Genomic DNA, 19,104 nt, shown 5'->3' with positions numbered 1-19,104 from the left:
AGGTGCTGCTCTATTTGTATGCGTTGTTTGAATACGGGCTTACATTTGATCCTTGAAAAAAGCCTAGGCAAGAGTCTTTATTTATTACATTAAGTGTATTAAATGGAATACTATACCAACAGCGAACAATCCAAGAATCATAACGATTGGAGAAACTTTCTTCTTAAGCAGCCACATGCAAAGGAATGTTATCGCCAATCCGGCTAAACCAGGAATTAAGCTATCCAAGTTGTTTTGTAAAGTAGTGATTTTAACAGGTTCTAATGAAAGACCAGCGGCTTGCTGTTCCAACGCAGTTTTAATCCCTTGCGCTCCAGCAGGTAAATGACTCCAGTCAATATAAGCACCTTTTGAAAGTTTAACCGAGGATACAACTGGCGTAAATTTTACAGATACCCAACGGTTAACTAATGAACCAAGGATAAACATGCCCAGAATGGATGCCCCTTTAGTAATATCTTGAAGTAATCCACCAGATAAGTCTTCAGTAATTTTAGAACCAGCTTTGTAACCAAATTCTTGCGTATACCACGTGAATCCCATACGAATGAGATTCCATAAAACGAAGAAAAGAATTGGCCCAAGGATGTTACCGGTCAAAGCAAGAGAAGCAGCTAACGCACCAAGGATTGGTCTAACCGTGAACCAGAAAACTGGATCCCCGATACCTGCTAAAGGTCCCATCATACCGACTTTAACCCCTTGAATGGCTGTATCATCAACCGGTGCACCATTTGCACGTTCTTCTTCCAGGGCTAAAGTTACACCAATAACAGGTGAAGCTACATATGGGTGAGTATTAAAGAACTCTAAGTGACGTTTTAGTGCAGCAGCACGATCTTCTTTTGTTTTATATAATTTTTTGATTGCTGGAATCATTGCATATGCCCAACCACCGTTTTGCATACGTTCATAGTTCCAAGAACCTTGAATGAAAGTTGAACGCCACCAAACAGAAATACGATCTTTTTTCGATAATTTCAATTCTTGTGCCATTTCTATGTCTGCCTCCTTCTTAGTAATTATCAATAATATTGCCTAGTGGGTCACCAGTGTTTCCATTTCCGCCATTACCTGAACCGCCTTGTTTAGAAAGCGCTAAATAGATAAGTGCAAGAGCCACACCGATAGCACCTAGACCGATAAGTGTGATTTGTGAAACAGTCGCTAATACGAAACCAATCGCAAAGAACGGCCATACTTCTTTTGTAGCCATCATGTTAATAACCATTGCATAACCAACAGCTACGACCATTCCCCCACCGATTGCTAAACCGGCTGTCAACCAAGTTGGCATAGATGTAAGTAAGTCTCTAACTGGAGCTGCGCCAATAGCTATAATTAATGCAGCTGGGATTGCAATACGTAACCCCTGCAGGCAGATAGCGACGATTTGCCAGAATTCAACTTTTCTGATGTTCCCTTCATTAGCTGCAGCATCCATAAAATGTACAATTGCTGTTGCAATCGTACGGACGATGATTGTCAATAATAAACCTGCAACTGCAAGCGGAACAGCAATCGCAATTGAAGAAGCCACACCAGCTTCCCCTTTTCCACTTAAAACTAAAATAATTGCAGATGCAACTGATGCTAACGCAGCATCCGGTGCTACGGCAGCTCCGATGTTTGCCCAGCCTAAAGCGATCAGTTGAAGAGTACCACCTAAGATAAGACATGGTACCAAGTTTCCTGTAACTAAGCCGATTAACGTACAAGCAATGATTGGTTGGTGGAATTGGAATTCATCCAAAATTCCTTCCATACCAGCTAAAAATGCTATGATAATGACTAATATTATTTGAATCGAATCCATGATTATTAATCCTCCTTTTTCTTTGATAATTAGGATTATTTTTGTTTGTTTAACTCATTTTGAGCCTTCTTGATAATTTCGTCCATGTCGCCTTTTGAATCGTTCGGAACTTTACGTACATCGAAGTTCAAACCAGCTTCTTTTAACTTAGTGAAAGTATCAATATCATCTTGGTTAAAGGCCAACACCTTATTCGGTTGAACTTTACCAGGTGAGTGTGCCATAGAACCAACGTTGATTGTCTTCAATGGAACCCCACCTTCAACCGCTCTAAGCGCATCTTGTGGGTTTTCGAAAAGAAGTAACGCGCGCTGGCCGCCAAAGTGTTGATCATCTTTTGCAAGTTCGATCATTTTATTGACAGGAACAACGTGTGCCTTTACACCTGGAGGAGCAGCCTGTTGGATCAATTTCTTACGAAGTTCATCCTTAGCTACTGCATCAGATACAACGATGATACGTGTAGGCCGTGTAGTTTTTGTCCAAGCAGTCGCTACTTGTCCGTGAAGTAAACGAGAGTCGATACGTGCTAACACGTATTCAAATTTACCAGGGGCGCCTGCATTTGATGGTTGAGCAGCAGCTGTTGCAGGTGCTGTTGCTGGTTCTAATTCTTCAGGTCTTACTTTAACGCCTTCTTTAGCTGTGCCTAAAATATGCGCGGCAATTTCATGCGCTGTGTTCATTGAGAAGCGCGATGCATAAGCTTCAATCAACATTGGTAAGTTAATACCAGAAACGATTGCCCATTTGTCTTTGTGTTCTTCTAACAAGCTGTTGGCTTGGTTGAAAGGAGTTCCACCCCAAAGATCGACTAAGAATAATACTTCGTCTTGGTTGTCGAAAGAGGCGATTGCGTCTTTCATTTTTGCCTTTACATCATCAGGTCCTTCGCTCGGCATCAATGTAACAGCTTTTACATTTTCTTGTTCTCCAAAGATCATCGCTCCAGATTGCAAGATACCATTGGCAAATTCACCGTGACTAGCAATGATAATTCCTACCATCTTTTTACCTCCTATTATTATTGTTACAGCTTTTTCAGCTCATCTAAAGCGGTTACAGTTTCAACAAAAAAAACAACAAAAAGGCATGAGCAAAAAGTAGATTAAATGAAGGTTTGGGTATAAAATGCCCCATATTCTTCATTTCAATCAATACTTTTCACTCATGCCTGATCGAATCAGTAACACGTAAAAAATAATGGCTATTTAAATTTATTTTGCAAACGCTGTCAACGGAGTGTTAAATAAGCAGCTTTTGCATCAAATACATTCTTTATCAATGTTTGCTGCATCACTTTAATGAGCTTCCATGAGATATTATAGCACACCGGATATTCCTCTTTCAAGAGCGGAGTTATTTTTTCTGGTTCCGCCATCTTATCACCTAGGACTACTCTTTCAGTCGCATAGCGGAGATGCCGGACAAGCCGTTTATAATCGATACTATCCTTATCAGTTACGAGAGTGCGCTTCTAGGCTTCAAATTTCCCCGTTCCCAATAGATATTGCTTTACTTCTTTCTTGTTATGTTTTTTTGTTTTCGTTTACATTTTTATTCCAACATCAAAAGTTAGCGTTCTCAAGAAATAACACATAGAAGTTGCGCACAAACTTTGTGCAAAGTTAAAAAAATTTACTTTAAATTTGTAACAGTTTATCAGCTAACAATTTTGGATTTGTCCCAACAAAAAAAGACAAGTTCCAACCTGTCTTGTATGTAAAATTATTACTTTTTAAATTTACTCTTCAAGCCGCGTTTGATAACATCAAAGAAACCTAATGATTGGACCATATGATTCGGATCAACGTATTCACGAATTGCTCGCAAAACTTTTTTCGGTTCTTTAGAAGAAAATGAATACATCCCATTTCGCTTAGTTTGGAAAGAATAACGTGGGATCCATTTCCCTTTGAACATGACTGAAGCGATCACGTAATCAACTTCTTCCCAAGGAATTTGAATAAACTTACGAGCATCACGATTATTGAAGAATTCAAATCCTTTGTCTCCAATCATAATTTTACCATAATCTGAAGTACCCATATGTGAGGTTGCATCCATAACTAAATCGACTTTTGTATTGATTGATTGGACCATTTGATCTACTCCATTTCTTTCTTTTAATAAATAATTATTATACTCTTTTTATCACTTTAAGCAAAAAATACTTGGGACAAGTTCGAGCATTATCTTCAAAATTATAATAGACCGATTAAGTGTCCGACAATATCGACTAAGAATAGACCTAAGATGATAATGATTGGAGAACCTTCTTCTTAAGCAAAAACAAACAAGGTAGATGTTCTGGGAGAATAAAATCTGTACAAACTAAAACTCAAAAATACCGGTTTATTGGAATCTTGTAATAACTAGTGATAACATAGTTGATCCAAAATTGAATATTTCCTCTTTACTAGTGTAGGATGCATGAAATTGATTGTTCTAAACTTTCTTAATATCATTGATAGATATGTTTTTTTTACTCTCACTTACTAAAAAATCATATTAAAAAAGACTATCATCAAAAGCCAATCCAATAACTACTATTCAAGAATTTATAAGTAGTAAATGTCGTTATTTTTGATTTCGTGTATTGGTATTTCGTGAGAAAATGCCTTTAGATTTAAAAAAATCGGATAATAATCTATTCCTGTTAACTCTTCGTTTGGCTTTCTCCCTGTTCCAAATCCGAAAACCTAGTTTCGTTTTGGAATTTGGCTAGATTGGGGCTAAGGCTGTATTAGTACTTCTCACAGAAAACTTATTAATAGAAATAATGTACCCCCACTCATACAAAAGACACTCACCTTGATTAGTGAGTGCCTATACAATCTCCTTTTTACTTTTCCGCTTTCTAATCCTTATTTAATCACTTGTAAATTTTCATGGCGTGTAACAACAAAAAAACCACTCCCTATTTTTATAGGAAGTGGTCTTTGCTATTGATATAAATTATTTGCATGACTACTTCACAAAATGGGTGAAAAATAGCCGTAACTATTTCTCATTTTGCGTACATGTGAAAGGCTTAAAAGCCCTACATCATACCGCCCATTCCACCCATGCCGCCCATTCCGGACATGTCAGGCATTCCAGCACCAGCTGGTTCTGGCTTGTCAGCAACAACTGCTTCAGTTGTTAAGAACATAGCTGCAACAGATGCTGCGTTTTGAAGTGCAGAACGAGTTACTTTAGTTGGGTCAACGATACCGGCTTCGATCATGTTTACCCATTCTCCAGTAGCTGCGTTGAAGCCTGTGCCTACTGCTTCACGCTTTAAGCGATCCACGATGACAGAGCCTTCTAGGCCAGCGTTTTGCGCAATTGTGCGAACTGGCTCTTCGATAGCACGAAGAACGATGTTGATACCTGTTGCCATATCGCCTTCAGCTTGAAGCTCAGCAACTTTTTTGTAGATGTTTAGAAGGGCTACACCACCACCGGATACAATACCTTCTTCAACAGCTGCACGAGTAGAGTTCAATGCGTCTTCGATGCGAAGCTTGCGCTCTTTTAATTCTGTTTCAGTAGCAGCACCGACTTTGATTACGGCTACACCGCCAGCTAATTTTGCTAGGCGTTCTTGTAATTTTTCACGATCAAATTCAGAAGTAGTTTCTTCTAATTGAACGCGGATTTGGTTCACGCGAGCTTGGATTGCTTCTGCGTTGCCAGCACCTTCAACGATCGTAGTATTTTCTTTTGTTACGATCACTTTTGCAGCGCGGCCTAAAGAAGTGATATCCGTTGTTTTAAGGTCACGGCCTAGCTCTTCTGTGATTACTTCACCGCCAGTTAATGCAGCGATATCTTCTAGCATTGCTTTACGACGATCACCAAAGCCAGGAGCTTTAACAGCCACTGCATTGAATGTACCGCGAAGTTTGTTCACTACTAAAGTAGCAAGGGCTTCCCCTTCAACATCTTCAGCAATCAACAATAATGGTTTACCTTGTTGAACTACTTGCTCAAGAACTGGAAGGATTTCTTGAATGCTAGTAATTTTCTTATCAGTGATAAGGATATATGGATTTTCTAAAACAGCTTCCATTTTGTCAGTATTTGTAACCATGTATGCAGAAGCATAGCCACGGTCAAATTGCATACCTTCAACAACATCTAGTTCAGTTGTGAAGCCTTTAGACTCTTCGATTGTGATAACGCCGTCGTTACCAACGCGCTCCATTGCTTCAGCAATTAAGCGGCCTACTTCTTCGTCAGCAGAAGAGATGGCAGCAACTTGAGCGATGGAAGCAGAGCCTTCGATTGGTTTAGAAATTTCTTTTAAGCCTTCAACAGCAGCTACAACAGCTTTTTCAATGCCTTTGCGGATTCCCATTGGGTTTGCGCCAGCAGTTACGTTTTTCAAGCCTTCAAGAATCATTGCTTGAGCAAGAACTGTTGCAGTAGTAGTACCGTCACCAGCAATTTCATTTGTTTTGCTTGCTACTTCGGCAACAAGTTTTGCACCCATGTTTTCGAATGCATCTTCTAATTCGATTTCTTTTGCGATGGTTACACCGTCATTTGTGATAAGTGGAGAACCAAATTTTTTCTCAAGAACCACGTTGCGTCCTTTAGGTCCGAGCGTTACTTTTACTGCATTTGCAAGGGTATCAACCCCACGTAGCATTGCACGACGAGCGTCTTCACTAAATTTAATTTCTTTAGCCATTGTTAAAAAACCTCCTCTAGTAATTTTTCAGTTATTTTAATTTCGCTTCGAGCGATTACTCAATTACAGCAAGGATATCGCTTTCGCGTAAAAGTAAATATTCTGTTCCTTCGTATTTCACTTCTGTACCAGCGTATTTTGAGAAGATAATGCGATCGCCTACAGAAACTTCAAGTTCTGCACGTTCACCATTATCAAGTACACGACCTGTACCGACGGCAACAACTTTTCCTTCCTGAGGCTTTTCTTTAGCTGAGTCAGGTAAAACAATACCGCTTGCAGTTTTTTCTTCTGATTCAACAAGCTCAATGACAATGCGATCACCTAATGGTCTTAACAAATCAAACAACCTCCTCAAAAATATATGTAATTTGGATTTATTAGCACTCTATCATAGCGAGTGCTAACACAATTATTATAATAATGAATCAATAAAACTTTTGCAAGCATGACGTATAAAATTTTTTTATCTTTTTCACAACCTTAAAAATATATGAAATATCGCTTTTTCTATACGTTATTTCTAAAAAAATCTTCAAAATTGAAACAAAGCCAGCTTTCAGAGTAGAATGAAGAATAGTGCATAATAATTAAGAAAAGCGGAAGGCGCCCGTTTATCGGCGACAAGCACGAGACCAACCGGCCGAAAGATGCTTTCTACCTTTTGGACGGATTGGCTTGTGACCTCGAGCCGATAGCGCCTGAGCTGGACAAAAGAAAGAACTCTAAAGGAGAAAAAAATTTGAAACGGGAATATTGGATTATCTTAATTGTTTATATTGCTATGCAGCTTTCGAGCTTTTTCGGGATTCCTTTGTATGCGGGCCTCTTCAGACATTTAGGGATAAACGTGCAGCTGGCCATTCCTTATTGGCTTATTACCAGTTTTTCAATTGCCCTTATTATCATTCTTTTCCTTTTACGAAAAGAAATGAAAGATCATAACCGCAGTGAAAAAAGAAGTTCGATTGGCGAATCTATCATATGGGCGATTTCCGGTGTATTTTTAGCCCTATTTGCACAAGCTATTGCAGCCAATATCGAGCGGCTCATCGGGATTCCGATGGGGTCTGAAAACACGAAGGATATCATCAAAATTATCAATACCTTGCCATTAACCATTTTGGTCAGCTCTATTTTCGGTCCGATTTTAGAGGAAATCATCTTTCGAAAAATTATTTTTGGCTCCTTGTATAAGCGGTTTAACTTTTTTGTTGCTGCCCTTATTAGCTCATTGATTTTTGCATTGGCACATATGGAGCCGCAGCATATTATTATTTATGCGTCAATGGGCTTCACATTCGCATTTCTATATGTCAAAACCAATCGAATTATCGTACCGATTTTTGCCCACCTTGCGATGAATACAATTGTTGTTATTCTTCAGTCAGTTTACAAATGACGATATTGAAAAGCTGATTCGGATGCTGAGTCAGTTCAACACTTTATTGGAGGATTTTTATGAGACGATCACCGCTGTTTTCCGTCTTGATCTATTTCTTGCTCGGCTGTTTATTCACCTACTTTGCCATAAATGATGTCACTCAAAACGGCTGGAGCTTTTTCAGTTTTTTACTGGTAATCTTAGCTACCTTTGACATTGGCTCAGGCCTAAAGCTGTTGTTCTTTTATTTTAAATATAAGGATCAAATGAAATAAAGAGGGTGTCCCAAAAGTATTAAACTTTTAGGGGCACCCCCTTTTTATATAAATGGTCCGTTAAACTTGTCTTTTGATTTCCGTTCCAGTCGTTCGCTTTCGCTCCAATCAACATAGCGAAAAAATTATCATGACCATTGTTCATATAGTGGTGCCTGTCACCTTTTGGAACTGCCTCTTTTTTCTTTATCCTTCATTCTTTGTATACACCATTCGTTCCTTCCCTAAGATAAAGATTAAGAGGAATGCCAAGCAGGCTGGAACAAGGGCCCATGTAAAAGTGTGAACGATTGAAGAGGATAAGGCATCGGTAATTTTCGATAAAATTTGCGCTGGGATGTGGCTTCTCGCCTGTTCAGACAAAAGCGCCCGTGAATCGCCAAAAGATGCGCTTTTCGGCATTGGACCCATTCCCGCGAATGCATCTTCCAGTTTCGCTTTAAAATTATTTCTCTGGATCGTGCCAAAAATGGTAATTCCGATTGTCATTCCAAGCGAGCGGATAAAGTTACTTGTTGAAGTCGCCGATCCTCTTTGCATCATTCCAAACGGATGAATCGCTGCCATACTTAAAACAGAAAACGAGAACCCGACACCTAAACCTACGACAATCATATAAACGGTCAAAAGCGCCCGGCTCGTGTCAGGTGTGATACTGCTTAATAACAAAAACCCGCTTATTAAAATCACACCGGACAAAAACATAATGTTTCGATAGCTCATTTTCGAGGTCAAAAACCCGCCAACCTGTGCCGTAACCACGGAACCAAGCATCATGGGCAGCAAAATTAAACCCGAATTGGTGGCACTGCCTCCATATACACCTTGAACAAAAATAGGAATATAAACCGTTGCCGCCATAAAGGCAGCACCGTAAAACAAACCGACAAGCGTACTACCACAAAACAGGCGATTTTTAAACATGGAAAAAGAGATGATCGGATCCTTTGCTTTTGTTTCAACAAAAAGAAAGACAAGGAACAAGACTGCAAATCCTGCAAACAAGCTTATAATGTTGGTAGAATCCCAAGCGTATTTCTGCCCGCCAAGTTCAAGAGCAAACATTAAACAGACGACAGCCCCAATTAAAGTAGCAGCTCCCCACCAGTCAATGGATTGCTTCTGGTGAACAGGTGATTCCTTATAAAAAACGGCAATCAGGATAAAGGAGAGAATTCCAAGTGGAAGGTTGATATAAAAGATCCAGTGCCAACTGATATGATCCGTTATATACGCACCAAGCAAAGGGCCAAATATACTCGATAAGCCAAATACCGCCCCAAACATTCCACCCATTTTTCCGCGTTTTTCCGGTGGAAATAGATCAAACATGATGGTAAAAGCAATTGGAACAAGAGCTCCTCCGCCAATTCCCTGTATCGCGCGGTAAATACTTAATTGGGTGATGTTCTGAGAAGTTCCACATAAAGCTGAACCTGCCATAAACAAGAGTAGGCCAAAAACAAAGAACCTTTTTCGTCCGTACATATCGGATAGTTTACCGAAAATCGGCATGCCCGACATTTCCGCCACCATATAGGCGGAAACAACCCAAACGAAGCTATCGAGTCCGCCAAGATCGCCGACAATCGTTCCCATCGCTGTCACCACGATGGTGTTATCCATTGAGGCCATCAAAATCCCCAGCAAAAGACCGACAACAACGAAACCTAGTTTACTTTCCTTTGCAACCACCTATTCTCCTCCTATCTTTTTCGTCATTTTTACAGTTGAATTGGCGTTTTCCGAAAAATCATTTGTATATTCGACAAGGCCGATTTGGCAGCCGGGGCCGATATTGACTTTGTTCCCCCTGACAACTTCTGCCCTTGTATTTTCGAGATAAACATCATCGCCTTCAATTACTTTGGCAGCAAGGGACCCTTCTTCTCCAACAAACGGAATGAATGAATTTCTTTTTCTTTTAACCGTAATGTTCCCGCCGCCGATCTCTTCAGCCTTGCTCTCTCCATAACGCAAAGCAATTTTGATTGTATCCGCATTTAGCAACCCTTTAATGTCAAAGCCTCCACTTGATTCGAAGGTTTCATATTCAACGTCGCCTTTTACAGAAATACTTCCCTTAATCGTTGCTTCGTTGCCACTCAAACTTTCTCCCACTTCAAGGGCTCCAAACACTTTCATTTTTTTCAAAATGGCTTTACCGTCGATAGCCATTGACCCCATGATCAGCGTTTCCTCGGCCTCCACATTTCCTTTGATTTTGGCTTCCCCCAGTATTTTAGCTGAGCCTGTCGACAGATTCTCTCTTGCCTCGCACGTTCCATAAACATGAAAAACTGAACTTTCCACTTGATTCAATATTGTTCCTTCTCCACGGATACTGATTTTATCGTACGTACCGCCGGGATACTCTCCCGACCCATTTATAATCAAATTATTTTTCATCGTGCTCCCCCCTATTTAACCTTTCTGCTTTCCCCGACAGAGGCTTGTTTATCGATCTCTATTTCATCTGTATATTCGACAAGGCCAATCGAACAATTCGGTCCAATTTTAATTTGGTTTCCGCGGACAATTTTGGCATTCGTACTTTCAATCTCAATTTTGTCGCCTTCGATTAATTCTGTTTCCAGCTGTGTTTTTATTAGTTGTTCGAATAAACTCCCAATCAAGGAACCTTTATATTTTTTCACGGTGATGGTTTGTCCGCCAATCTCTTTTGCTTTACATGGACCATAAATGAGAATGTCAATTTGATCGGCATTTAAAAGCCCGTTCACCTTAAACTGGGATTCTGCTTTGAATACCTCAGCTTCGCAATCCTCCTCGACTGTTAAAACACCCTTTACCTGTATTTCCTCACTTTTTACCTTTCCACCGACGGAGGCTTTACCAGCAATCTTTACATTTTCCACATACACATTTCCGCCAATATTGGCCGTCCCGTCGATGGTTAGGGACTTACTTTCGATATTTCCTATAATCTTGGTCTTACCTTTCACATTCGCTTTCTCTGCTTTGATGTTTCCATTGACCGTTCCCGATCCATTCGATTCCAATTCGCTGCATTCTACATCACTGTTAACTGTTCCAAAACCATTTAATGTGACAAGATGGAATTGTCCACCATTTGATGAACCAAAACCATTGATAACTAAGTCTGCCTTTTTATCCATTTCTATTCTCCTTTATAGTAATTTCGATTTAATTTCTTCCATACAGGTCATCAGCGAAAGCTGTGAGACAATTTTTGTTCCACGCTCAAATTGAAAGGCTTCTGCATTTAGCAATAATAAGCATGATGAAACTCCAAGCTTTCTAGTGATCACCAATTCACTATTTTTTTGCTTAATAAAGGCCCGATTGTCCTTTAGCACCTGTAGAAGCATTTTCCCTTCATCGAGGTTGATTTCCCCAGATTGAAGTAATTTCTCGATCACAAACACTTCAAGCATTCTTGAAAAATCAAAATTCAGGCTGCCATTTTCATTCTCAACATAAAATTTAAGGACTTGTTCTGAAACAATGTTACGTTTTATCAATTCATCCTTCGTTAACTGTAGGTCTGCTACATTCGGTGAAAACATATCAGCTAGTTCATCCAGCGAAAGATTTTCCTTCATCGTTTGAATCTTGTCGATTCTTTCTAAAATCTTTTCCTTTGGAAAAAAGGTTTCCTGACCAGTAAAGGTTGATTTTCTGACAAACCACTCTTCAGGTATGAGGTCCTTTCGCTTCCAACGGTAGAGCTGACCGTATGAAATCCCTGTCAACTCCAACAAATCCTTCTTCGATATTAACTCCTCACTCATAGTTATAACCCCTTTCTAAAACTAATGTAACATAACACTGTTACGTTGTAAAGTTATGTAAATAAAAATAGGCTTTTCCACGTTATTTTTTCGTGAAAAAGCCTATTTTTTATTCTACTTCTACTGTTGGATAATGCTTTAAAAAGTATACGAGTGATTGCAGTTCGACGGCCAAATCAATATGATGAACCCTAATTGATGGTGGGACATTTAACCTTGCGGGAGTAAAATTTAAAATTCCTTTGATGTTCGCCTGTACCAAACGGTCTGTAATTACTTGGGCAACCGGAGCAGGTACTGTAAGAATCGCAACGGAGATATTTTCTTTCGTAACAAATTCCTCCAGATCATCCATTGCACAAATAGGGACTTCTCCAATCATGGTGCCAATTTTTTCAGGGTCTACATCAAAAGCAACTGCAATTTTTGTATTATTATTTTTTAAAAAATTATAGTGTAGGAATGCTGTGCCAAGATTACCAACCCCAATTAGCGCTACCTTCGTTAATTCGTCTTGGTCCAGGGTTTTTCGGAAAAAGGTTAACAGGTAATTGACATTATACCCGTACCCTTTCTTCCCCAATGCACCAAAGTAGGAAAAATCCCTACGAATGGTGGCTGAGTCTACTTTCACCGCTTCACTTAATTCCGCTGAAGAAACACGTTGTTTGCCTGAGGCATAAAGGTTTTGTAAAAATCGATAATACAACGGCAAGCGTTTAGCTGTTGCCTGTGGTATTTTCACCGTATCATTCGTCATGTTACACCTTCTCCCTGAAAGAATGTTTTATTTTGTTCTTTTAAAATCGCCGCTTTTACCGCCGGTTTTTTCCACTAAAAAGGTTGGGCCGATGATCATTCCTTTATCGACCGCCTTACACATATCGTAAACTGTAAGCGCACAGGCAGACGCAGCTGTTAATGCTTCCATTTCAACACCTGTTTGCCCTTTGGTTTTAACGGATGCCTCTATGTTTAATTTATATTGATCATGTCCGTTTTGTTCCCATAAGAAGGAAATATTGACTCCTGTTAACGGAATCGGATGGCACATTGGAATAATATCCCACGTTTTTTTCGCCGCCATCACGGCAGCGACCTGTGCAACTGCCAAAACATCGCCTTTTTTTATTTCGCGATTCGTTATTTTTTCATAAATTTCTTTGTTGACTGTTATGCTAGAGTGAGCAAGAGCTGTGCGCGCTGTTTCCGGCTTCTCACTGACATCAACCATTTTTGCTCTTCCCTCTTCATTAAAATGCGTTAAATCGGCCATTATGAAATCCTCCCTAAAAATCATACACTATTTTTTCTTTAATGTGTGTGAAACTTTGAACGAATAGGCCCATCTTTGCCATTTTTCCTTCGACATATTTCTCCATATTTGCCTTAGTTTATTGCCGACATACTGGGAATACGGTACACTATTCCTAAGTATATAGAGGTGAATGGATATGATTTTGCTGCAAGTCAATCAACTGACAAAATATTATGGCGCTGACCTTATTTTATCGAATATAAAGCTAGAATTACAAACTCGAGACCGTGTGGCCTTAGTCGGCCGCAACGGAGCGGGAAAATCGACCTTATTGAAAATGATCGCCGGCCACATCTCCCATGATGGCGGCGAAATCATGAAACCTAAAGAGGTAACGGTCGGTTATTTGGCCCAAAATACCGGCTTAGAGTCGAATTTGTCGATTTGGGAAGAAATGCTGACGGTGTTCGAAGGACTTCGCTCGATGGAAACAACTCTGCGCCAATTAGAAGAGCAAATGGCGGACCCAAATGCTTTTGGACATGATCGGATTTTAAAAGAATATGACCAGCTTCAGGTGAAATTTAAGGAGCAAGGCGGTTATCAATTCGAAGCAGATATTCGCTCTGTTTTGCATGGTTTGAATTTCCATGATTCTACCTTAATGATTTCTAGTTTAAGCGGTGGCCAAAAAACAAGATTAGCTTTAGGTAAGCTATTATTAACGAAGCCGGATATCTTAATATTGGACGAGCCTACTAACCATCTTGATATGGATACCCTCTCATGGCTTGAGCAATATCTACAAGGCTATGATGGGGCCATCCTGATTGTCTCGCATGACCGCTATTTTTTAGATAAGGTCGTGACACAGGTATATGAGGTTTCACGAAAGCAAATTCAAAAATTCTCAGGAAACTATAGTGCTTATCTTGATCAAAAAGCAGCCAATTATGAACGTGATATGAAGCTTTACGAGAAGCAGCAGCAAGAAATCGCCAATCTCCAAGACTTCATTCAGCGCAATCTTGCTAGGGCTTCGACCACGAAACGAGCGCAAAGCCGTCGAAAAAAACTGGAGAAAATGTCAATTATGGACCGTCCTCAAGGGGACGAAAGGTCTGCATCCTTTTCCTTTGAAATTGAAAAACAAAGCGGCAATGATGTCTTAACCATCGATTCGCTTGCGGTGGGTTATGATGGAAAAAAGGTTTCCGATTCCATCTCTTTTCGCGTGTTTAAAGGGGATAGCATTGCTCTAGTAGGGCCTAATGGGATTGGAAAATCTACGTTATTAAAGACGATTATCCAAAAACTCCCTGCACTTGCCGGAAGCATCCAATACGGGACAAGCCTTTCAATCGGCTACTATGACCAGCAGCAGGCCGAGTTAAAATCAAACAAGCGTGTTATAGAAGAATTATGGGATGAATACCCACTAAAAAGTGAAAAAGAAATCCGAAGTGTTCTAGGTAATTTCTTATTTTCCGGTGACGATGTTTTAAAAACAGTGTCGACCTTAAGCGGTGGGGAAAAAGCACGACTTGTTCTCGCAAAGCTCATGCTTGAAAAGGCGAATCTGTTAATTTTGGATGAGCCGACAAACCACCTTGATCTTGACAGCAAGGAAGTTCTTGAAAATGCCCTGATTGACTACCCTGGTACGATTCTATTTGTTTCGCATGATCGCTATTTCATTAATCGAATTGCCTCAAAGGTAGTCGAACTGAGCCGTAATAGCAGCACAGAATATCTTGGGGATTATGATTATTATGTCGAAAAAAAGCTTGAGCAGGAAGAACTAAAGGCACTAGCACTGGCTGCTTCCGGGCAAAAATTTACCAAAGTAGAGTCAGCCGACAGAATCTCCTATCAGCAGGACAAGGAAAGCAAAAAACTCGAGCGACAGCGAAAGCGAAAATTAGAGGAAATTGAACAAAAAATCGCTTTGCTAGAAGAACAAATTGAAGTGTACGAAAATCAATTATGCGATCCTGAAATATTTCAAGATCACGGAAAAGTGCTAGAACTGAACAACAAAAATGAAGAAGCAAAGGCCGAGCTTGATTCGTTAATGGAAGAATGGGCAGTGCTGGCTGAATAACTGCTAAAAACCGGACTGATTTGTCCGGTTTTTTCACATTAGTATGAACATTTCCACAGCTTTATCCCCAATCCAATAGGGAAAATTTTTAATTTTTTCACATTATCCACAATAAACACAGTTTTTATCCACATTATTAACAATTTAACACGACTTATCCACATTCCTATTTTGAAAAACTATTTTAGAATCCTGTTTTTATCCACAAAAAAGAGGGTGTCCCAAAAGTATAACTTTTAAGGGCACCCTCATTTTATTAATGGTCTGTTAAACTTTGTTTGTTGATTTCCGCTCAAGAAGCTCGCTTTCCGCGGGTACGGGGAGCCTCCTCGGCGCTACCTGCGCCTGAGGGGTCTCCCCTGCCCCGTACTCCCCCAGGAGTCGAGCGCCTTCCGCTCCAATCAACATAGCGGAAAAATTATCATGAACTTTGTAAATATAGTGGTGCCTGTCACCTTTTAGGACACCCTCAATTAAATATTTCAATATCCAGGCCAGGATTGGCATTTAAGGACAACTCTGCCCTAATTCCTTTTTCAAACATTACACTACCCGCAGCTGCAATCATAGCAGCATTATCGGTACAAAGTGATAAGGGAGGAATAACTAATTCGATTCCTTCTTGACCAACAAAAGCTTTTTCCAACGCATTTCTAAGTCCTTTATTAGCTGCAACTCCGCCCGCTAGTAAAATTTGGCCAACCCCATATTCAGCGACAGCTCTTTTCGCCTTTGTTACTAACACTTCAATAACACTTTCCTGAAAGCTGGCAGCAAGGTCTTGGGGGGCAATGGTCTCCCCACGCTGCTCGGCATTATGAACCGTATTAATGACAGCTGATTTTAAACCGCTGAAGCTAAAGTCGTAGGAGCCTTCTTCGAGCCATGCCCGGGGTAAATCAATGGTTGGGCTCCCCTCCTGCGCAAGCCGGTCAATGTGCGGACCGCCCGGATAAGGAAGATTTAACGTTCTTGCTACTTTATCATACGCTTCTCCAGCGGCATCATCTCTCGTTTCCCCAATTACTTCAAAATGACCGTGCTCTTTCATATAAACAAGCTCGGTGTGCCCTCCTGAAACCACAAGAGCCAACAGCGGAAACTTCAGTTCAGATACTAACCTGTTTGCGTAAATATGCCCAGCAATATGATGGACAGGTACAAGTGGAAGGTTATGAGCAAAAGCGAGAGCCTTTGCAGCATTTACCCCTATTAACAGCGCTCCCACAAGCCCTGGCCCTTCTGTAACAGCAATGGCATCAAGCTCATTAAAAGTGAGATTGGCTTGATTTATTGCTTCTTCTATGACAATGGTAATTTGTTCGACATGGTGACGTGAAGCAATTTCCGGGACCACTCCGCCAAAACGCTTATGGCTTTCGATTTGCGATGCCACAACATTTGCGACAATTTCACGACCATTTTTTATGATAGCAACGGCTGTTTCATCACAGCTCGTCTCAATTCCTAAAATATATTGTTCTTTCATCATAAATTCACCCACATGATAAGTGCATCTTCTTGATTATCTGAATAGTAATTTTTCCGAATTCCGCCTTTTTGAAAACCAAGCTTTCGATAAAGCGATTGTGCTATATTGTTTGTTACACGGACCTCAAGGGTCATACTCCTTGCTCCCATGCTCCTAGCAACCGAAATCATTTTTTCCATCAATGCTTCCCCTAGCTTCCTGCCCCTGTATTCAGGAAGAATAGCCACATTCGTTATATGAGCCTCATCTATCACAATCCAGGCGCCACAATACCCAATGATCTTTCCTTCCACCTCAATTACGATGTAGACAGCAAATTTATTATGATGCATTTCATTATAGAAAGCATCCCGGCTCCACGGCAGCGTAAAAGAGGCATGTTCAATCTCTAAAATCTGATCAATATCTTCTTCCGTCATAGAACGAAATACAAATGAATCTACCATTTCACTATTTCCTATCTATTTAGATTTTCCCTTTAGCCTCTAACCACTTAGCCTCAGCTTCGGCTAAGCGAATATAATTCGGAACAAATGTATGGATATCTTCATCTTGTTTGTCTCTACCCAAAAATGCCAACTCAGATGGTCGCGGGTTAAACTCAGTGATTTCTGCAAAAACAGCCTGATTACCTAGGATGTCCTTAATAGTATTTTGATGTAGAGGCAAGTCGTTACCAACGAAAAGAATAGGTTTTGGCGAATCCTTTAATTTAGTGGCCCAATCTGCTATCATCACCAGTTGATCGTGTTCAGCTACTTCAATATGACTGTTTTCGAATCGATACAAGCCGGTATATACCTGTCCTCTTCTTGCATCAAATATCGGGGAAACATAGCCATCAAAGTAGCGGCCTACCCCCGCTAAAATCTCCAAACTCGAGATTCCGACAAGAGGAAGTTTAAGTGTCCAAGCCAACGTCTTGGCAATGGTAACACCAATTCTAACTCCTGTATACGAACCAGGACCTTTTGCCACTACAATTTTCGTTAAATCTGAAGGAAGGAGTTCACAATCCTTCATTAATCTCTCGATCGCCGGCATAATGCGGACAGAGTGATTCTTTTTTAAATTGGTTATATACTCTCCAAGCACTTGATCCTTTTCTAATAGAGCTACTCCTAAAGCAGCATTAGAAGTATCGATTGCTAAAATTGTCATGAAAATAGCTCCTTACATAATTGCTCGTATCTTTCTCCCTGCGGAACGAGGACCATTTTTCTCTTCTCCTCGCCTTCATGGTATAAGAAAATTGTTAATCGTTCAGCCGGAAGCTGCTCTTCAATTAAATGAGCCCATTCAACAACGGTTACGCCTTCTCCTTCGAAATATTCATCAAAGCCTAAATCCTCAAATGCATCTTCCACCCGATAAACATCCATATGATAAAGCGGTAACCTGCCATGATACTCTTTAATAATCGTAAATGTTGGACTATTAACGGTTTTTTTTATTTCTAGCCCTATTGCCAAACCTTTCGTAAAAGTGGTTTTTCCCGCACCTAAATCGCCTTCAAGTGCAATCACATCTCCTGGTTTTAGCAATCCCGCTAGCTTGCCCGCAAAATGTGCCGTCTCTTCCGAATCGATTGTATGTAATTCATATTGTTTCATTCTATCACCTATTATTATAACATGCTTAATACTATCTACATTTTACCTTATTTGCGTGTAAAAAAACCTTAGGAAGTGCTCCTAAGGATAGATTTTATTATTAGTATCCAATTTCTTAAAGTGAATGGATGCAATTAATTGGGCATAAAAAAAGACGAAACCAAGTTTCGCCCATTTTGCAACTTATAAAAAATACGGTCTGGACGGGACTCGAACCCGCGACCTCCTGCGTGACAGGCAGGCATTCTAACCAGCTGAACTACCAAACCAAATTGCGGAGGCAGGATTTGAACCTGCGACCTTCGGGTTATGAGCCCGACGAGCTACCAGACTGCTCCACCCCGCGACGATAATAAGTACTGCCTATAGACAATAACAATAAAATTAAATTAACAGCCTGGCAACGTCCTACTCTCACAGGGGGATAGCCCCCAACTACCATCGGCGCTGAGAAGCTTAACTTCCGTGTTCGGTATGGGAACGGGTGTGACCTTCTCGCTATCGCCACCAGACTATTTACTTAAGGGATCATTCCCTCAAAACTAGATAATACAGAAGAAATAAGTTTGAACCAGTAAGCCTTGTTCATATAATATGACTTGGTTAAGTCCTCGATCGATTAGTATCAGTCAGCTCCACATGTTACCACGCTTCCACCTCTGACCTATCAACCTGATCATCTTTCAGGGATCTTACTAGCTTGCG

General features: G+C 40.3%; 19 protein-coding genes, 2 tRNA genes, 2 rRNA genes and 1 pseudogene. 3 read left to right on the top strand and 21 right to left on the bottom strand.

The features are described from left to right. Positions 1 to 84: 84 nt before the first annotated feature. The 7 genes and pseudogenes from BN1082_RS26820 to groES form a co-directional block, all read right to left on the bottom strand. Positions 85 to 996 carry a PTS system mannose/fructose/sorbose family transporter subunit IID gene (locus BN1082_RS26820; RefSeq protein ID WP_090640575.1) on the bottom strand — a complete coding sequence of 304 codons (912 nt, stop codon included), beginning with the start codon at positions 994 to 996 and terminating at the stop codon, positions 85 to 87. A gap of 19 nt (positions 997 to 1,015) precedes the next feature. Beyond that, complete coding sequence (locus tag BN1082_RS26815; protein WP_342666686.1) at positions 1,016 to 1,816, bottom strand: PTS mannose/fructose/sorbose transporter subunit IIC; 801 nt, start codon at positions 1,814 to 1,816, stop codon at positions 1,016 to 1,018. 35 nt (positions 1,817 to 1,851) lie between these two features. After that, positions 1,852 to 2,823, bottom strand: coding sequence for a mannose/fructose/sorbose PTS transporter subunit IIA (locus tag BN1082_RS26810; protein ID WP_090640571.1), 972 nt, complete (start codon positions 2,821 to 2,823; stop codon positions 1,852 to 1,854). Positions 2,824 to 3,050: 227 nt separating this feature from the next. Further along, positions 3,051 to 3,275: pseudogene (locus BN1082_RS26805) on the bottom strand (PRD domain-containing protein); the annotation flags it as partial. Positions 3,276 to 3,547: 272 nt separating this feature from the next. Beyond that, positions 3,548 to 3,919, bottom strand: a complete 372-nt coding sequence (locus BN1082_RS26800; RefSeq protein ID WP_090640566.1) for a DUF956 family protein — start codon at positions 3,917 to 3,919, stop codon at positions 3,548 to 3,550. A 940-nt stretch (positions 3,920 to 4,859) separates the two neighbouring features. Next, positions 4,860 to 6,497: a chaperonin GroEL gene (gene groL / locus BN1082_RS26795; protein WP_090640563.1), complete on the bottom strand. Its 1,638-nt coding sequence runs from the start codon at positions 6,495 to 6,497 to the stop codon at positions 4,860 to 4,862. 55 nt (positions 6,498 to 6,552) lie between these two features. Beyond that, positions 6,553 to 6,837 (bottom strand): co-chaperone GroES, encoded by a 285-nt coding sequence (gene groES, locus BN1082_RS26790; protein WP_090640561.1) that lies wholly within the window; start codon positions 6,835 to 6,837, stop codon positions 6,553 to 6,555. 402 nt (positions 6,838 to 7,239) lie between these two features. On the opposite strand from groES, the gene BN1082_RS26785 reads away from it, so the two are divergent. Both BN1082_RS26785 and BN1082_RS26780 read left to right on the top strand, forming a co-directional pair. After that, the gene (locus BN1082_RS26785; RefSeq protein WP_090640558.1) at positions 7,240 to 7,899 is read left to right on the top strand and encodes a CPBP family intramembrane glutamic endopeptidase; all 660 of its coding nucleotides are present in this window, start codon (positions 7,240 to 7,242) and stop codon (positions 7,897 to 7,899) included. Positions 7,900 to 7,958: 59 nt separating this feature from the next. Further along, a complete protein-coding gene (locus tag BN1082_RS26780) occupies positions 7,959 to 8,156 on the top strand; it encodes a YdiK family protein (protein WP_090640555.1) in 198 nt (65 codons plus the stop codon). 186 nt (positions 8,157 to 8,342) lie between these two features. Here BN1082_RS26780 and BN1082_RS26775 read toward each other — a convergent pair whose 3' ends face one another. The 6 genes from BN1082_RS26775 to moaC all read right to left on the bottom strand — a co-directional run bounded on the left by BN1082_RS26775 (position 8,343) and on the right by moaC (position 13,208). Further along, a complete protein-coding gene (locus BN1082_RS26775; protein WP_090640553.1) occupies positions 8,343 to 9,851 on the bottom strand; it encodes an MDR family MFS transporter in 1,509 nt (502 codons plus the stop codon). Next, the gene (locus tag BN1082_RS26770; RefSeq protein ID WP_090640550.1) at positions 9,852 to 10,565 is read right to left on the bottom strand and encodes a cytoplasmic protein; all 714 of its coding nucleotides are present in this window, start codon (positions 10,563 to 10,565) and stop codon (positions 9,852 to 9,854) included. It lies immediately after the preceding gene. Between the two features lie 11 nt (positions 10,566 to 10,576). Next, positions 10,577 to 11,296, bottom strand: a complete 720-nt coding sequence (locus tag BN1082_RS26765; protein ID WP_176699968.1) for a polymer-forming cytoskeletal protein — start codon at positions 11,294 to 11,296, stop codon at positions 10,577 to 10,579. Between the two features lie 12 nt (positions 11,297 to 11,308). Next, on the bottom strand, positions 11,309 to 11,932 hold the full coding sequence (locus BN1082_RS26760) for a YhbD family protein (RefSeq protein WP_090640546.1): 624 nt from the start codon (positions 11,930 to 11,932) through the stop codon (positions 11,309 to 11,311). Positions 11,933 to 12,041: 109 nt separating this feature from the next. Beyond that, positions 12,042 to 12,692 carry a redox-sensing transcriptional repressor Rex gene (locus BN1082_RS26755; protein ID WP_090640543.1) on the bottom strand — a complete coding sequence of 217 codons (651 nt, stop codon included), beginning with the start codon at positions 12,690 to 12,692 and terminating at the stop codon, positions 12,042 to 12,044. Positions 12,693 to 12,719: 27 nt separating this feature from the next. Then, a complete protein-coding gene (moaC, locus tag BN1082_RS26750; protein ID WP_090640541.1) occupies positions 12,720 to 13,208 on the bottom strand; it encodes a cyclic pyranopterin monophosphate synthase MoaC in 489 nt (162 codons plus the stop codon). Positions 13,209 to 13,386: 178 nt separating this feature from the next. Here moaC and BN1082_RS26745 point away from each other — a divergent pair, with 178 nt between their 5' ends. Then, entirely contained in the window at positions 13,387 to 15,294 is a 1,908-nt protein-coding gene (locus BN1082_RS26745; protein WP_090640538.1) for an ABC-F family ATP-binding cassette domain-containing protein, read from the top strand. A gap of 469 nt (positions 15,295 to 15,763) precedes the next feature. Here BN1082_RS26745 and tsaD read toward each other — a convergent pair whose 3' ends face one another. The 8 genes from tsaD to BN1082_RS26700 all read right to left on the bottom strand — a co-directional run. Next, positions 15,764 to 16,786, bottom strand: coding sequence for a tRNA (adenosine(37)-N6)-threonylcarbamoyltransferase complex transferase subunit TsaD (tsaD, locus tag BN1082_RS26735; protein ID WP_090640533.1), 1,023 nt, complete (start codon positions 16,784 to 16,786; stop codon positions 15,764 to 15,766). After that, a complete protein-coding gene (rimI, locus tag BN1082_RS26730) occupies positions 16,783 to 17,232 on the bottom strand; it encodes a ribosomal protein S18-alanine N-acetyltransferase (protein WP_090640530.1) in 450 nt (149 codons plus the stop codon). Before rimI ends, tsaD begins: the two co-directional genes overlap by 4 nt. A 19-nt stretch (positions 17,233 to 17,251) precedes the next feature. Next, positions 17,252 to 17,947, bottom strand: a complete 696-nt coding sequence (gene tsaB, locus BN1082_RS26725; protein WP_090640528.1) for a tRNA (adenosine(37)-N6)-threonylcarbamoyltransferase complex dimerization subunit type 1 TsaB — start codon at positions 17,945 to 17,947, stop codon at positions 17,252 to 17,254. Then, positions 17,944 to 18,399 carry a tRNA (adenosine(37)-N6)-threonylcarbamoyltransferase complex ATPase subunit type 1 TsaE gene (gene tsaE, locus BN1082_RS26720; protein ID WP_090640525.1) on the bottom strand — a complete coding sequence of 152 codons (456 nt, stop codon included), beginning with the start codon at positions 18,397 to 18,399 and terminating at the stop codon, positions 17,944 to 17,946. Before tsaE ends, tsaB begins: the two co-directional genes overlap by 4 nt. A 195-nt stretch (positions 18,400 to 18,594) precedes the next feature. Then, positions 18,595 to 18,668, bottom strand: a tRNA-Asp gene (locus tag BN1082_RS26715). Positions 18,669 to 18,671: 3 nt separating this feature from the next. Continuing rightward, positions 18,672 to 18,745, bottom strand: a tRNA-Met gene (locus tag BN1082_RS26710). Positions 18,746 to 18,794: 49 nt separating this feature from the next. Continuing rightward, positions 18,795 to 18,911: ribosomal RNA gene (gene rrf, locus BN1082_RS26705) — 5S ribosomal RNA — on the bottom strand. Positions 18,912 to 18,998: 87 nt separating this feature from the next. Further along, positions 18,999 to 19,104: ribosomal RNA gene (locus BN1082_RS26700) — 23S ribosomal RNA — on the bottom strand; the annotation flags it as partial.

The sequence above is a fragment of the Neobacillus massiliamazoniensis genome (assembly GCF_001048695.1).
Taxonomy (GTDB): domain Bacteria; phylum Bacillota; class Bacilli; order Bacillales; family Cytobacillaceae; genus Neobacillus; species Neobacillus massiliamazoniensis.
The sequence above is the reverse complement of the archived record's forward strand: the minus strand, read 5'-3'. Positions and strand labels throughout refer to the sequence as shown.

Bases quoted from the DNA above. Each gene is read 5' to 3' on its own strand.
- groL (WP_090640563.1), bottom strand. From the start codon at position 6,497: ATGGCTAAAGAAATTAAATTTAGTGAAGACGCTCGTCGTGCAATGCTA.
- moaC (WP_090640541.1), bottom strand. From the start codon at position 13,208: ATGGCCGATTTAACGCATTTTAATGAAGAGGGAAGAGCAAAAATGGTT.
- tsaB (WP_090640528.1), bottom strand. From the start codon at position 17,947: ATGACAATTTTAGCAATCGATACTTCTAATGCTGCTTTAGGAGTAGCT.
- tsaE (WP_090640525.1), bottom strand. From the start codon at position 18,399: ATGAAACAATATGAATTACATACAATCGATTCGGAAGAGACGGCACAT.
- BN1082_RS26820 (WP_090640575.1), bottom strand. From the start codon at position 996: ATGGCACAAGAATTGAAATTATCGAAAAAAGATCGTATTTCTGTTTGG.
- BN1082_RS26815 (WP_342666686.1), bottom strand. From the start codon at position 1,816: ATGGATTCGATTCAAATAATATTAGTCATTATCATAGCATTTTTAGCT.
- BN1082_RS26780 (WP_090640555.1), top strand. From the start codon at position 7,959: ATGAGACGATCACCGCTGTTTTCCGTCTTGATCTATTTCTTGCTCGGC.
- BN1082_RS26765 (WP_176699968.1), bottom strand. From the start codon at position 11,296: ATGGATAAAAAGGCAGACTTAGTTATCAATGGTTTTGGTTCATCAAAT.
- BN1082_RS26755 (WP_090640543.1), bottom strand. From the start codon at position 12,692: ATGACGAATGATACGGTGAAAATACCACAGGCAACAGCTAAACGCTTG.
- rimI (WP_090640530.1), bottom strand. From the start codon at position 17,232: ATGGTAGATTCATTTGTATTTCGTTCTATGACGGAAGAAGATATTGAT.
- BN1082_RS26770 (WP_090640550.1), bottom strand. From the start codon at position 10,565: ATGAAAAATAATTTGATTATAAATGGGTCGGGAGAGTATCCCGGCGGT.
- BN1082_RS26810 (WP_090640571.1), bottom strand. From the start codon at position 2,823: ATGGTAGGAATTATCATTGCTAGTCACGGTGAATTTGCCAATGGTATC.
- BN1082_RS26800 (WP_090640566.1), bottom strand. From the start codon at position 3,919: ATGGTCCAATCAATCAATACAAAAGTCGATTTAGTTATGGATGCAACC.
- BN1082_RS26745 (WP_090640538.1), top strand. From the start codon at position 13,387: ATGATTTTGCTGCAAGTCAATCAACTGACAAAATATTATGGCGCTGAC.
- tsaD (WP_090640533.1), bottom strand. From the start codon at position 16,786: ATGATGAAAGAACAATATATTTTAGGAATTGAGACGAGCTGTGATGAA.
- BN1082_RS26760 (WP_090640546.1), bottom strand. From the start codon at position 11,932: ATGAGTGAGGAGTTAATATCGAAGAAGGATTTGTTGGAGTTGACAGGG.